The organism is Paenibacillus tundrae (assembly GCF_030812775.1).
Lineage (GTDB): Bacteria > Bacillota > Bacilli > Paenibacillales > Paenibacillaceae > Paenibacillus > Paenibacillus tundrae_A.
In genome coordinates, this window is the sequence record NZ_JAUSTI010000006.1 from 1 (window position 1) to 13440 (window position 13440).

12 protein-coding genes, 9 tRNA genes and 2 rRNA genes are annotated in these 13440 nt (G+C 45.4%); 21 read left to right on the plus strand and 2 right to left on the minus strand.

Features of this window, described 5'->3' with window-relative positions:
- From J2T19_RS12010 to yajC, 19 genes are all read left to right on the plus strand, one after another.
- Nucleotides 1-95, plus strand: a 23S ribosomal RNA gene (locus J2T19_RS12010); the annotation flags it as partial.
- 144 nt (nucleotides 96-239) lie between these two features.
- Nucleotides 240-356, plus strand: a 5S ribosomal RNA gene (gene rrf / locus J2T19_RS12015).
- 80 nt (nucleotides 357-436) lie between these two features.
- A tRNA-Asn gene (locus tag J2T19_RS12020) sits at nucleotides 437-512 on the plus strand.
- A 4-nt stretch (nucleotides 513-516) separates the two neighbouring features.
- Nucleotides 517-588: transfer RNA gene (locus J2T19_RS12025), tRNA-Glu, on the plus strand.
- Nucleotides 589-631: 43 nt separating this feature from the next.
- Nucleotides 632-707 (plus strand) — tRNA-Val (locus tag J2T19_RS12030).
- Between the two features lie 17 nt (nucleotides 708-724).
- A tRNA-Met gene (locus J2T19_RS12035) sits at nucleotides 725-798 on the plus strand.
- Between the two features lie 25 nt (nucleotides 799-823).
- Nucleotides 824-901, plus strand: a tRNA-Asp gene (locus J2T19_RS12040).
- 53 nt (nucleotides 902-954) lie between these two features.
- Nucleotides 955-1029, plus strand: a tRNA-Gly gene (locus tag J2T19_RS12045).
- A gap of 4 nt (nucleotides 1030-1033) precedes the next feature.
- A tRNA-Arg gene (locus J2T19_RS12050) sits at nucleotides 1034-1110 on the plus strand.
- 14 nt (nucleotides 1111-1124) lie between these two features.
- Nucleotides 1125-1203 (plus strand) — tRNA-Leu (locus tag J2T19_RS12055).
- Between the two features lie 7 nt (nucleotides 1204-1210).
- Nucleotides 1211-1284, plus strand: a tRNA-Pro gene (locus J2T19_RS12060).
- 147 nt (nucleotides 1285-1431) lie between these two features.
- A complete protein-coding gene (locus J2T19_RS12065; RefSeq protein ID WP_307215969.1) occupies nucleotides 1432-2130 on the plus strand; it encodes a BofC C-terminal domain-containing protein in 699 nt (232 codons plus the stop codon).
- Between the two features lie 370 nt (nucleotides 2131-2500).
- The gene (gene ruvC, locus J2T19_RS12070) at nucleotides 2501-3004 is read left to right on the plus strand and encodes a crossover junction endodeoxyribonuclease RuvC (protein ID WP_056701196.1); all 504 of its coding nucleotides are present in this window, start codon (nucleotides 2501-2503) and stop codon (nucleotides 3002-3004) included.
- Nucleotides 3001-3615 carry a Holliday junction branch migration protein RuvA gene (gene ruvA, locus J2T19_RS12075; RefSeq protein ID WP_056701199.1) on the plus strand — a complete coding sequence of 205 codons (615 nt, stop codon included), beginning with the start codon at nucleotides 3001-3003 and terminating at the stop codon, nucleotides 3613-3615. The genes ruvC and ruvA overlap by 4 nt, the downstream gene beginning before the upstream one ends.
- Nucleotides 3616-3670: 55 nt before the next feature.
- A complete protein-coding gene (ruvB, locus tag J2T19_RS12080; RefSeq protein ID WP_056701201.1) occupies nucleotides 3671-4681 on the plus strand; it encodes a Holliday junction branch migration DNA helicase RuvB in 1011 nt (336 codons plus the stop codon).
- Nucleotides 4682-4812: 131 nt separating this feature from the next.
- Nucleotides 4813-6900: a SpoIID/LytB domain-containing protein gene (locus J2T19_RS12085; RefSeq protein ID WP_442418845.1), complete on the plus strand. Its 2088-nt coding sequence runs from the start codon at nucleotides 4813-4815 to the stop codon at nucleotides 6898-6900.
- A 7-nt stretch (nucleotides 6901-6907) separates the two neighbouring features.
- Nucleotides 6908-7936: a tRNA preQ1(34) S-adenosylmethionine ribosyltransferase-isomerase QueA gene (gene queA, locus J2T19_RS12090; protein ID WP_056701203.1), complete on the plus strand. Its 1029-nt coding sequence runs from the start codon at nucleotides 6908-6910 to the stop codon at nucleotides 7934-7936.
- Nucleotides 7937-8153: 217 nt separating this feature from the next.
- Nucleotides 8154-9290, plus strand: coding sequence for a tRNA guanosine(34) transglycosylase Tgt (gene tgt / locus J2T19_RS12095; protein ID WP_056701206.1), 1137 nt, complete (start codon nucleotides 8154-8156; stop codon nucleotides 9288-9290).
- Between the two features lie 231 nt (nucleotides 9291-9521).
- On the plus strand, nucleotides 9522-9833 hold the full coding sequence (gene yajC, locus J2T19_RS12100) for a preprotein translocase subunit YajC (RefSeq protein WP_307215976.1): 312 nt from the start codon (nucleotides 9522-9524) through the stop codon (nucleotides 9831-9833).
- 161 nt (nucleotides 9834-9994) lie between these two features.
- On the opposite strand, the gene J2T19_RS12105 is transcribed toward yajC, so the two are convergent.
- Nucleotides 9995-10387, minus strand: a complete 393-nt coding sequence (locus J2T19_RS12105; RefSeq protein ID WP_307215978.1) for a TIGR04086 family membrane protein — start codon at nucleotides 10385-10387, stop codon at nucleotides 9995-9997.
- 226 nt (nucleotides 10388-10613) lie between these two features.
- On the opposite strand from J2T19_RS12105, the gene J2T19_RS12110 reads away from it, so the two are divergent.
- Nucleotides 10614-11330, plus strand: coding sequence for a YetF domain-containing protein (locus J2T19_RS12110; protein ID WP_145047063.1), 717 nt, complete (start codon nucleotides 10614-10616; stop codon nucleotides 11328-11330).
- A gap of 8 nt (nucleotides 11331-11338) precedes the next feature.
- On the opposite strand, the gene spoVB is transcribed toward J2T19_RS12110, so the two are convergent.
- Complete coding sequence (gene spoVB, locus J2T19_RS12115; protein WP_307215980.1) at nucleotides 11339-12952, minus strand: stage V sporulation protein B; 1614 nt, start codon at nucleotides 12950-12952, stop codon at nucleotides 11339-11341.
- 227 nt (nucleotides 12953-13179) lie between these two features.
- Here spoVB and J2T19_RS12120 point away from each other — a divergent pair, with 227 nt between their 5' ends.
- Nucleotides 13180-13419 carry a post-transcriptional regulator gene (locus tag J2T19_RS12120; RefSeq protein ID WP_056701711.1) on the plus strand — a complete coding sequence of 80 codons (240 nt, stop codon included), beginning with the start codon at nucleotides 13180-13182 and terminating at the stop codon, nucleotides 13417-13419.
- The last annotated feature ends 21 nt before the right edge of the window (nucleotides 13420-13440 follow it).

Sequence of the window (13440 nt, forward strand, 5' to 3'; positions counted from 1 at the left end):
AAGACCCCTTGAAGACGACGAGGTAGATAGGCTGGGGGTGGAAGTGCAGTAATGCATGGAGCTGACCAGTACTAATCGGTCGAGGGCTTATCCAATTAGCAAGTTTTACATCGCAGACTTTCGTTTCGAATCTAGTTTTCAGAGAACAAACACTCTGAAATGAAAATGGGTACATCACGGATGTGCGTATCATTTTCAGTTCCATATTGGATTGAAGAAGCTCAGCTTCGAAAATCGCGTTTGGTGGCGATGGCGGAGGGGTTCCACACGTACCCATCCCGAACACGACCGTTAAGCCCTCTAGCGCCGATGGTACTTGGACCGCAGGGTCCTGGGAGAGTAGGACGCCGCCAAGCAAATTTTTCTTACATAGATACAAGTTTTGCTTGTGGACATTGTATGATGAATTACACTTGCTTTTGCAAATGTATATTATTCCCTGATAGCTCAGTTGGTAGAGCACTCGACTGTTAATCGAGTTGTCACAGGTTCGAGCCCTGTTCGGGGAGCCAGTAAGGCCCGTTGGTCAAGGGGTTAAGACACCTCCCTTTCACGGAGGTAACAGGGGTTCGAATCCCCTACGGGTCATAACAATTTTTATTGTTTCAATGAGGGATGAGAATCCCAATATGGAGGCTTAGCTCAGCTGGGAGAGCATCTGCCTTACAAGCAGAGGGTCGGGGGTTCGATCCCCTCAGCCTCCACCATATTTCTTTTATAACGACGCGGGGTGGAGCAGCCCGGTAGCTCGTCGGGCTCATAACCCGAAGGCCGCAGGTTCAAATCCTGCCCCCGCAATTATACTTTCTTACGAAAGTGATCTGGAACCGTGGTGTAGTTGGCCTAACATGCCTGCCTGTCACGCAGGAGATCGCGGGTTCGAATCCCGTCGGTTCCGCCATTTAAGTTTTTGTTTCATGGATGAGAGTCCAGTTTATTTTCACCTTACCGTTTGCGGAAGTGGCTCAGCGGTAGAGCATCGCCTTGCCAAGGCGAGGGTCGCGGGTTCGATTCCCGTCTTCCGCTCCAATTTGCGCCCTTAGCTCAGCTGGATAGAGCGTTTGACTACGAATCAAAAGGCCGGGAGTTCGAATCTCTCAGGGCGCGCCATTATAACTTCATATGCCGGCGTGGCGGAATGGCAGACGCGCTCGACTCAAAATCGAGTGGGAAACCGTGGAGGTTCGAGTCCTCTCGCCGGTATACATAACGGGATGTAGCTCAGCTTGGTAGAGCACCTGGTTTGGGACCAGGGGGTCGCATGTTCAAATCGTGTCATCCCGATCTAAGAAAGCAGATTATCTATATTAGATAATCTGCTTTTTGCATTTGTGTAAATAATATGAGTGATGTTTAAGTGTAGGTTTGAATGTGCATAAACGGTAACCCTTTCGGTCACACTAGGTTAAAAAAGTGATAGAAGGGGTTCAGGTGAACACGTTTAAATTAAAGAAACAATTAAAAAGGCGTTGGCGACGTTGGAAACGAACTGCATGGATGAGTCTAGCCTTAGTGGCTGTAACGATATTAGCGTATAGCGGACTGTCTATCTCTTCTCATATTCAACGTTTATTAACAACTGATTTTAGTGAGACCGTCACTGTCATGGGGGCAGCTCCTATAGAAGCGAATCGTTCGGAAGCAGAGGTACAAGCTTTAGTAAAACAACTAGGATCGACTACACCTGATAATTTAACTGCTGTTGTATTGGAAGTTCACTATGTTTGTGGAGTCCAGACTGAGCAATTAGGCAAAATGACAGCTTCACAAGTCGAAGTGTTATTACTCCAACATCCTGAATGGGATGCAGAAGTTGCAGCAGATGGTTTACGGGTCAAGCAGCAGGTTGATGACCTTTCTCCTCTATGCAAAGAGCAGGCTTATATTAGCATCGATGCATTGGGGAATCTGAATTTGTACGAAGGTCGCCCTACAGAAGACAAAGTAATCCGTACTTTTTTTCAAATGGATGTTGGGTCACTTGAGTCTTCATTGCCTGAAGGAGTATGGGAACAGCTGCAGCAAGGAATCCGAGTACAGGACAAAGATGAATATAATAGTGTGATTTCGACATTTAGCGACTATGCGGTTGATCGAGCCTCTGAAGAAGTCATTCTGAATGGTGGTTGACTCACAAAGTTTTTGAAGAGCATTAAGTTGAAGACAGGTTATAGGTTTGATGGAGAAGGGCATCGAAGTGATGTCCTTTTTGTCGTGTGTTGACCGATTGTAGGGAAATAAATTAGCCTTAGGGCTTGCGTGATACCTTCTTGTTAACAGGTTTAGGGCTTTGCCCGGACCTTGGACGGCAGAGGATGGAAATGATTTGTGACATCTTTATCGGCGAAGCGACAAGGTTTTCTAAAACTCTACAGGAGTGTGAACGATAGATTTTATGAGGATTAAAATGTAGTCAAAGTTTCCTGCCGCAGGGTCTTTCTTTTTGTTATAATGAAATGAACGATACATATGTTCGCTTTATTGTAAGGGAGAGATGGGTTTGCGTTTTTTGGGGATAGACCCGGGAATTGCGATTGTTGGGTTTGGTTTTGTGGATAAGATCGGTAGTAAAGTGGTTCCTGTACAATATGGCTGTATTCAGACAGAAGCTCACACACCTGAAGAGGAACGATTACTTCACGTATATGAGGGAATGGTACAGCTCATCGATAAATATAAGCCAGATGCCGTCGCATTGGAGAAACTTTTCTTCAATCGGAACGTTACAACAGCGATGTCCGTCAGTCAGGCAAGAGGGGTAATGGTTTTGGCTGCTGCACAGAAAGGGCTACCTATTGCTGAGTACACACCGATGCAGATTAAACAGGCGATTGTAGGATATGGCAAAGCGGAGAAACGTCAAGTGCAAGAGATGGTCAAAATGTTTTTGCGGTTACAGGCGATTCCTAAGCCAGATGACGTAGCAGATGCGTTGGCAGTAGCCGTATGTCATGCACATTCTTATACATTAAATTCGAAGTTAAATGAGGTATTGCGAAAATGATTGATTTTCTTAGAGGACAGTTCGTGCATGTGGAGAATGAATATATTGTGCTTGATGTTCAAGGTGTGGGCTATCGTGTATTTTGTCCTAACCCATATGCGTTCGCGAAACAAGAAGGTGAGATCATGGTCTATACCCATCATCACGTGCGTGAAGATGCCATGTTGCTATATGGTTTTGTCACAAGAGAAGAACAGCGCTTGTTTCGTAAGTTGATTGAGGTGTCTGGTATTGGGCCGCGAGTCGCCCTGGGCATTTTGGCAGGAGGCACGCCTGATCATGTCGTTACAGCGATTTACCAAGAGAATCTGACGTTTCTGACCAAACTACCGGGAATCGGTAAAAAGACAGCTCAGCGTATGATTTTGGATCTGAAGGATAAGCTGGACGGGTTCGGTGCTGCCGCGTATGCAACAGGTTTATTTGCTCCTCCTTCAGAAGAAGCAGGAAGCGGCTCAGCTTGGGATGAGGCACGTGATGGTCTCAAAGCGCTTGGTTACACTGACAGCGAGTTGGATAAAGTATGGCTCAAGCTGAAAAAAGATGTTACATCTGCCGATTCGGTTGATGTGTTGATGAAACGAGCACTGCAAATGCTATTCACTGGATAACTAACTTTACCAACATGATAGCACAGTGGTTCGTACTATAAAGGTAGGGATGAACATGGATGAGCGTATTATTTCCGCTAACCTGATGATGGATGATCAAGCTGTTGAGCTGAGTCTGCGTCCCCGGTATCTGAATGAATATATCGGACAAAATCAGGTGAAGGAAAATTTAAAAGTATATATTGAAGCAGCCAAAATGCGTAATGAGGCATTGGATCATGTTTTATTGTACGGTCCACCAGGACTAGGTAAAACAACACTTGCCAACATCGTCGCTAATGAATTGGGTGTTAATCTGCGTACCACTTCAGGGCCTGCAATTGAGCGCCCAGGAGATTTAGCAGCACTGCTGACTAATCTTCAAGAGGGTGATGTGTTATTCATTGACGAGATTCATCGGCTGCATCGTACGGTTGAAGAAGTGATGTACCCTGCGATGGAAGACTCTGCACTGGATATTATGATCGGTAAAGGCCCTAGTGCGAGATCTGTGCGTTTGGATCTGCCACCATTCACTCTCATTGGAGCTACAACACGCGCTGGTTTGCTGTCTGCGCCTCTACGAGATCGTTTTGGTGTCATTAGCCGTTTGGAATTTTATACGGTTGATGAGCTAGCCTACATTGTCTCTCGCTCTACAGAGATTCTTGGGGTTGAGATTGTTGGAGATGCTGCAGAAGAGATTGCTCTCCGTTCCCGTGGAACGCCGAGGATTGCCAATCGTTTATTGAAGCGAGTTCGAGACTTCGCTCAGGTACGAGGCGATGGAGTCATTACACAGGCATTAGCAGAAGAAGCACTTAAACGTCTACAGATTGATCCGAGAGGATTGGACGAGATCGACCACAAGATGCTTAAGTCCATGATTAATAGCTTCCGGGGAGGCCCGGTTGGTCTGGATACCATTGCAGCTACGATTGGTGAAGAGAGTCAAACCATTGAGGATGTCTATGAGCCTTATTTATTGCAGATCGGTATGATTCAACGTACACCAAGAGGTCGGATTGTTACAGATATGGCTTATCATCATTTAGGTTTGCCGATTCCGCCACGAGATGGAAAGTAACATAATTGACTCATGGGTAGTGGGATGTGTGAATGTTGTTCTTCTATTACATGAAACAGTTCTAATATAAAATGAAGTTTGAAATTCATAGATGTATATACACAAGGAAAAGTGCGGAGAGGAGCCTGATTGTGGGGAAAGCAATACAAAGTAAGAAGTGGAGTCGCCGATTAAAGGTTTTGGCTGCGACTGTATTGATGGCAGGATGTCTGCAGATACCCGCTTATGCAGCAGAAAATGATGGACAGCTGATTCGGGTTGCGATGTTTGCGAATCTGGGAAGCACATACAAATCGACAACACCATTAATCACACTTGAATCAAATGGAAGTTGGACCATTGGATCTGAGACGGGTGCTAATGTAAGTCTTCCAGCGGGGCAGATTCGATTCAGCGCAGATGGTTTTCGTGTGAAGGTGTTGGAGACGGCAGATTTTAAAACAGCGGCGGCGGCAGCCAAGCTATTGCAACCAACCAGCGATAAGCCATTACTCTTCAACTCAAGTGTGAGCGGCAAAACGGTGTATCAGCTCTATACCGGAAACTATGCTACAGAGACACTCGCTGGACAAGCCGTTGCTCGAGTTCAGAAGGTAGCTGCAGCTCAATTGGGTGGACAGAAACCAGTCGTAACGGGAAACAAGCATTTATCTACTGGAAATTATAGCTCCTTACAAGAAGCACAAGCGGCGCAAGCTTCTCTCTCAGCATCAGGCGTCACCTCCTATACTGTACTGTTACTGGATGCTGGTAGTTCGGGCTACAGTGTATGGGTTGGTGAGGCTGTGACAGATGCAGAGCTTACTGCTGTGAAAAAGGCGGTAGAAACACAAGTGGGTAGCGTTAGCCTATCTCCTGTAACTAATAACAGCTCCGCTCTAATCATTCGGCAGGATGCGGGGTTAAGTTTAGACACGCCTAAGATTGTAGCACATTACACGATTGCCGGTACGGAAGCCAAAGCATGGGTGCAGGGAGATGGAAATGGCATTAAAGTGCTGGAACGTTCCCAGCGAACATATCGCGGAGATATGGAACTCAGTATCGTTAATGGTGACTTGGCTTTAGTGAATGTCGTTCCTCTGGAACAATATTTGTACTCGGTCGTTGGAGCAGAGGTCTATTCTTCCTGGCCTGCAGAGGCTCTAAAAGTCCAAGCAGTTGCTGCTCGTTCCTATGCTCTTCAACAAGGCACTCGCTTCCAAATTGCCAATGTTGTGGATACAACACTAAGTCAAGCCTATAACGGCATTGATTCGGAGAATGATAAAGTAACCAGCGCAGTGGATGCTACGGCAGGAGAAGTTGTCAAAAGTGGTGGTAAAATTGTAGAGGCTGTATTCTCATCCAATGCAGGTGGACAAACGGCACATCCTTCCGAGGTTTGGAACGGGGGAGCAGGGGTCTTCACCAATGTGGATAGTTCTGGAGATACATCAGCACAGGCTGGATTGCATACGTGGTATCATGTACTGCTTAACTCAGGCATCAGTGGATATATCCGTGAGGACAATGTGAAGGAGCTAAGCTCCAAAACGGATGCGGGTCTTTCTAAGGTCACTGTCACTGCACAGAATACGAATGTACGTGCCATCCCTTTAATCCAATCTACTGTTGAGCCGGTAGCCAAAATGAATCCAGGGAACGAAGCTGTTGTTTTGGCAAAAGTAGCGCAATCCAATGATTATGCTTGGGTGAGAGGGCCATTTACCTCTGCTCAATTAGTCAAAACGTTGCAAGGTAAAACGACGACGACTGCTCCCTCGTCCATCTCAACATTAGAAGTCACGAAGCGCGGGCCTTCTGGTCGAGCACTTGAAGTAAGTGCGAATGGACAAGCGCTGACTGTCAAATATGCAGATACGTACCGCTCGGCGCTGGGTGGATTGCCCAGTACTTTATTTGATATTGCGGGTACTGGAAGTTATACTGTATTAGGCGCTGACGGGAATACAGCGAGTAAGACAGGGTCTCAAGGAGCTGCTGTATTGTCTGCCTCAGGTACAGGAACTTCATCTGGTAATGCCCTTGTCGTCATGAGCGGTGATGGTCAGGCAAGAGCCGTAACTCAGGGACAAAACTTTATGTTCATCGGCCAAGGAAATGGTCACGGCTTAGGTTTGTCACAATGGGGAGCCAAAGGCATGGCGGATGAAGGGTATGATTACCAGGAAATATTGAAACACTATTACCAGAATGCGACTATTGTTAAGGAATGAATTGAACATGAATGTGAACTTATATGATTTTGAATTACCGGAACAGCTTATCGCACAGACGCCGTTGCTTGATCGGACAGCGTCTCGCTTGCTTACCTTGAATAAGGAAAGCGGTGAAGTCAACCATAATACGTTTCCGGATATTATTAACTTTCTACAGCCCGGTGACACACTTGTACTTAATGATACACGAGTGTTGCCAGCTCGTTTGTTTGGAACAAAAGAGGATACAGGAGCCAAGGCGGAAGTGTTGCTTCTCAAAAACGTGGAAGGTGATCGCTGGGAAGCACTGGTTAAGCCAGGCAAAAAGCTGAAAGCCGGGTCTGTTATCGTTTTTGGTGATGAACTGAAAGCCGTGATTGACGAAGAAGGCGAAATGGGCGCGCGTATGCTTACATTTTCGTATGAAGGGATCTTTCAGGAGATTCTAGATCGTCTCGGTGAAATGCCGTTGCCTCCGTATATTAAGGAAACACTGGATGATCGTGAACGCTATCAGACGGTATATGCGAAGCATGAAGGCTCTGCGGCCGCACCAACAGCTGGACTTCATTTTACGGATGAGTTGCTTGATCAGATTCGAGCAAAAGGTGTTAATGTAACCTTCATTACGCTTCACGTTGGGCTGGGCACATTCCGTCCTATGTCCGTAGATGTAGTAGAGGATCATGTTATGCATGAAGAGTATTACTCTATGTCACAGGAGACGGCCGATCTGATTAATGAAACGAAGCAACGTGGGAATCGTGTTTTTGCTGTAGGCACGACAAGCTGTCGGACACTTGAAACGGTAGGCAGTAAATTTGAGCAAGGACTTCTGCAGGAGAGCAGCGGATGGACTAAAATTTTCATTTATCCTGGGTATACCTTCAAGGTCATTGATGGGATGCTGACGAATTTCCATCTTCCGAAATCTACATTAGTCATGCTGGTAAGTGCGCTTGCAGGCAGAGAACACATTATGCACGCCTATGAGGAAGCTATTGCTCAAGAGTATAGATTTTTCAGCTTTGGCGATGCGATGTTGATCTATTAATATCATGTCGATTGAAAAGTAGCGGATGATTATTAAATAGGTTCATTACACTACAAATTACGCGGAAATAGAGAAGGCAGAGGAAATTTGAGGAATACAGAATCAAAGGTTGGTCTGTCATCGAAGTGGTGCGTTGTCAATCATATGTGGTTGAACCTATATTATAAATCACGAAATACAGGTCTAACGATTAACTTTTAGAGGATGATTAAAACCAATGGCAGCAATTACGTACGAACATATTAAAACTTGTAAACAATCTGGTGCCCGATTAGGACGTGTACATACACCTCACGGAATTATTGAGACACCAACGTTCATGCCGGTAGGAACGCAAGCGACCGTTAAAACGATGAGCCCTGAAGAGTTAAAGGAAATGGATGCGCAGATTATTCTGAGTAATACGTATCATCTGTTCCTTAGACCTGGACATGAGATTATTCGCCAAGCTGGTGGCTTGCACAAATTCATGAATTGGGATCGTCCAATTTTGACCGATAGTGGTGGATTTCAAGTATTCTCTCTTAGTGAAATGCGCAAAATCACAGAGGAAGGCGTGAATTTCCGCTCGCATCTGAATGGAGACAAAAAGTTCTTGTCCCCTGAGGTAGCCATGGAAATACAGAACGCACTGGGTTCCGATATTATGATGGCATTTGATGAATGCCCACCGTACCCGGCAGAATATGAATATGTGAAAAAATCCCTTGAACGTACAAGCCGCTGGGCTGAGCGTTGCTTAGAAAGTCATGCACGTCCACATGACCAAGGTTTGTTCGCCATCGTGCAGGGCGGAATGCATGAGGATCTGCGCCGCCAGAGCGCGGCAGATTTGACTTCCATGGATTTCCCGGGGTATGCTATTGGTGGACTGAGTGTTGGAGAACCGAAACATTTAATGTATGGCGTGTTGGATTATACGGTGCCTTTGTTGCCGTCCAACAAACCACGTTATTTAATGGGGGTAGGTTCACCCGATGCATTGATTGAGGGATCGATTCGTGGAGTAGACATGTTTGACTGCGTACTTCCAACGCGAATTGCCCGTAACGGAACAACGATGACTAGCCAAGGACGGCTTGTAGTTCGAAATGCCAAGTTTGCAACTGATTTTGGGCCACTTGACCCTGAATGTGATTGCTACACTTGTCGTAACTATTCCAGAGCCTATTTGCGTCATTTAATCAAGGCGGATGAAACGTTTGGCTTGCGTCTGACGACCATCCACAATCTTCATTTCTTGCAGAATTTGATGCGCAACGTGCGCAAAGCCATTATGGAAGATCGTCTGCTTGATTTCCGGGATGAATTTTTCGATCAATATGGTCTGCATGACAATGACAAAGGTTTCTAGGGAGTGTCTGAAAACTCCGAAGGACGCAGATTTTACCGAATTTTTGTTCCAAGCCAGGAAGTTTTCCGCAGGCGTGCCGGGGCACGTCAAGGGAAAGTGACGCAAGCAGGGGGCGAAATGGTGGTAAAAGATGCACTTCAGCGAGTTTTCAGACACGACCTAATGAGGTTTGTTGCGGAACCGGAGGAACAAGCATTATTTTGTACGTATAGTCGATAAGGGGGAGTTTACATGTTTCAAGGAATGGCACTGCAAGCGGCTAATCCAGGCGGAGGTATCGTATCTTTGATTGTACCTTTGGTACTTATGGTTGCGATTTTTTACTTCTTGATGATTCGTCCACAGAACAAAAAGCAAAAGCAGCGTAATGCGATGCTGAGCCAATTGAAAAAAGGCGATAAAATCGTTACTATCGGTGGTCTCCATGGTACAATCGCTGAAATTACAGAAGACGTGGTTGTTCTGCGCGTAAACGATGTAACGAAGCTTACTTTCGATCGTAATGCGATCAGCAGTGCAGTAAGTCGTGAAACTGCTGAATAATTATAAATGAGCGAGAAGTTAGAGAATTAGAGTTCGCTCACAATAGTTAGTTCCGTCTGTTATTACAGAACCGAAGCTCCTTATACAGGGCTCCGGTTCTTTTTTTATTTTTAGTCTGCCCAGGATTTCATATGCCATATATCAAGCACGCGCGTTGACTGTTAGTTTCGCTGCGTGTTTACTCCAAAAATCCCACCCAGAGCAGAGATCAGAAATGCACTTGCGAGTTGCAGGCTATCCTTCCAGTTGAACGAAGCTTCCAATGCCAGAAATCCAATGATCAATACGATGATGCCATAAACGACACCCGTTAGACCTCCATGGTACCATCCCTTTTCACCGGATCTTTTGCCAGCTACGAATCCACCAATGAGTAGCGACAGCGCATGAACAACGTAAGTATACAGGGAAAGATCCTGCTCTCGCATTCCAGTCATCCAGAGAAATAAGGAAAGAACTAGTGCTCCTAATAACATCCAAACAAAGGCATGACAGAGACCTGACAAAATCGGGTTGGACATTCGAAACGAGATCACTCGGCGAATCAGCTGCATGAAGCATCCCCCTTGTACAAGTTTGAAATTAATACAGTGTATGGTCAAGCCTTCGGACTTATGAACTGAATTTTCCATTAAATGAATGGATGTGATCTGCATGAGCATGTCAGCTTCGGGTCAAAATAGGGATTACGCTACAGGTGCCTATGGATAACTCAAACAAAGGAGGAACCTTGTCGTGAACTTCTCAGATATCGGAGCACATGTTTTTCGAACGATCCTCATGTATTTCATTGTCTATGGCGCGATCCGAGTGATGGGGAAAAGGGAGATTGGAAAGCTGTCCATGTTTGACCTGGTCGTGTCTATTATGCTTGCAGAGATTGCGGCTTTTGTCATTGAGGATATGGAAAAACCTTTATCTCACGGAATTGTGCCTATGCTAACTGTACTTATCATGCAGATTGGTATGGCATTTGTCAGTCTCAAAAGTCGTAGACTCCGCCTAATGATTGATGGCAAACCAACGGTTCTCATCTCCAAAGGAACCTTGCATCGGGATGAGATGCGTAAGCAGCGATATAACTTAGATGACCTGCTACTTCAACTACGTGAGCAAAATATAGACAGCATTGGTGATGTCGAGTTTGCGATTCTGGAGACGACAGGTAAATTAACTGTTTTCCCGAGCAATCAAAGCAACCAAAGTAATTCAGGTGGAAATGGATCATCAAACAACAGAGGCAGTGCACATACCAAACAAAAGGCCAGGCAAGATCGAGTGGATGGGTTTCAAAATATTAAATACGAAGGTCTGCCATTACCACTAATCATGGATGGAAAAGTTCAGGATCAAAATCTGGAGCTGATTCAAAAGACAAGATTCTGGCTTAAAAATCAGATTCAGCAAAAAGGCATCCTAGATTTCAAGGAAGTATTCATCTGTTCAATTGATCACAATGGCAAAGTTTTTGTTAGCCTGAAGGATGATTCCAAATAAGACGTTGCTTATTTACGTGATCTGCGTTCAAACCACGAACCGATGATAGGTGCACGGGACAAATCATGAAAATCAATCATACGTGTCAAACCCATTACGATTAAATAGACGATCAACCCAATGGTGGGAGCAAGAATCATTCTTGCCCATAGTGGCAGAATAACGACAGTGTGCTCATAAACAAGAAGAGTGGCTGCACCCATGATGAACATGCCTGTGCCTGTCTTAACCCAGTCCATAACCTTAAAACGAAATTGAAGCAAAGTCCGAACACTTCGTGCATGTAATAGAGTTACGATCGTGGAGTTAGCACATATAGCAATAATTGCACCAAAGATGCCGTATTCAGGACGTGAAGCGAGCAGTAGGATCAATGTAATTTTGATAACAGCACCGATAAACGTATTAAGCAATGCTTTTCCCGGACGATCAAGTGCCTGTAGTGCGGCCTGCAGAGGAGCCTGAATGTAAATGAAGAGAGCAAAAGGAGCCATAAGTTTCAGCATGCTTCCAATCGATGCATCATTATAGAGAATAAGACACATCGGTTCGGCAAGCACATACATAAAAACAGAAAAAGGAGCACCTGTAACGAGTGCAAGTCTTAAAGCTTGATGCATGCGTTTATGAATCAAGGCTCGATCCCCCTGCGCAGATGCTTCAGACAATGATGGGACGAGAGAGGTTGCAAGTGAAGAGGTAAGTGCCCCTGGAAGCAATAATAATGGAATAATCATGCCTTGTAGTGCTCCGTACTGGGCGGTAGCTAATCCTCGTGAAATACCTGCAATGGCCAAGCTTTGCGCTGTTACGATAGTTTCGGCAAGATAGGATAAGGAGCCAACCAAGCGTCCTGCCGTAACAGGTACAGAGATGGCTAACAAACGGCGAATAAGGCTGTGCTGTGAATGATTGGGCTGAGTAACTGACCCGAGACTGTTTTTGGCTTGAGGCAAGGCTGACGATGGAGTGTAAAGAGGCTCGGTTTCGTTTTTTTGCCTATGATAATTCCATAGCAGTACAAGCATGCCAATGAATTCACCGACCAAAGCACCCAGCATTGCACCAGCGGCAGCCTGAGCAATACCTTGTGGAAGCAGCAACCAAGCAAACCAAATGACGCAAATAATACGTACAATCGTTTCAACAATAGAGGAAGCTGCTGTAGGAATCATATTTTGCTTACCTTGAAAGTAACCTCTGTAAACAGCCGACACAGCGATAATTGCAATCATGGGGCTCATGCTCACAAAGGTGTGGTATACTCGCTCATCTGTAAGAACATAACGGGTGACCCAAGGGGCAAAAATAATACACAGAAACATAAAAATTACACCAAGCGTCAACGTAAAGGCTAAGCTGATCTGCAGGATCCGTTGAGGCGAAAAACGATTCGCACCTGTGTCTGCTTCAGCTACGAGTTTGGCGACGGCAAGTGGTATGCCGCCTGTAATCAAGGTTACGAGCACGATGAAGAAGGGGTAACTTAATTGGTAGATTCCGACGCCTTCTGCTCCGATAACCCGTGGTAATGCAATGCGTGGGATGAATCCGAGAATACGATTAATAATGCCTGCGGCGAGCAGGATCATAGCTCCTTGGATAAATGTCTGCTTCTTCAAGACTACCCCTCTTTCCCGAATGAAAGTAACAGGTTTCGTTAACGGGACCAAGCCGTTGTTCTTCATCCTATGCCAGTCCATCATCTTCTCATGACAAATTGATTACGATTAACAAAAAGATCCATCAACAGCAAGAAGGAATATGACCAGGGGAAGTCGAATGATGTAATATTGATGCCGCATAAAGGCTTGTGTGTGGGAAGGGAGGCTAATCCCCGTTGGAGGAAATGAACGATATGGAGATGGAACAATCCATTGAGATGCTCTGCTGCAGCAAGGCGGAAGAGTTTAGGCTTGTAGGTTATGAATATGTGACCAGCAAAGATGTCTGGAATTGCGTCAGTCATAAATATGAAAAGCAGGGCATTCCACCGCTTCACCAGCTGGTGAACGACATTTTGTCACTGAAAGCAACAAGCTTTATGAACTTTATGACCGTGTCTGCATACCGGGGATCCTCTTTCTAGCGAAAGGGATCTTTTTTGTTG

Bases quoted from the DNA above. Each gene is read 5' to 3' on its own strand.
- J2T19_RS12105 (WP_307215978.1), bottom strand. From the start codon at position 10,387: ATGCAGCTGATTCGCCGAGTGATCTCGTTTCGAATGTCCAACCCGATT.
- ruvA (WP_056701199.1), top strand. From the start codon at position 3,001: ATGATTGATTTTCTTAGAGGACAGTTCGTGCATGTGGAGAATGAATAT.
- tgt (WP_056701206.1), top strand. From the start codon at position 8,154: ATGGCAGCAATTACGTACGAACATATTAAAACTTGTAAACAATCTGGT.
- J2T19_RS12110 (WP_145047063.1), top strand. From the start codon at position 10,614: ATGTATTTCATTGTCTATGGCGCGATCCGAGTGATGGGGAAAAGGGAG.
- ruvB (WP_056701201.1), top strand. From the start codon at position 3,671: ATGGATGAGCGTATTATTTCCGCTAACCTGATGATGGATGATCAAGCT.
- yajC (WP_307215976.1), top strand. From the start codon at position 9,522: ATGTTTCAAGGAATGGCACTGCAAGCGGCTAATCCAGGCGGAGGTATC.
- J2T19_RS12120 (WP_056701711.1), top strand. From the start codon at position 13,180: ATGAACGATATGGAGATGGAACAATCCATTGAGATGCTCTGCTGCAGC.
- queA (WP_056701203.1), top strand. From the start codon at position 6,908: ATGAATGTGAACTTATATGATTTTGAATTACCGGAACAGCTTATCGCA.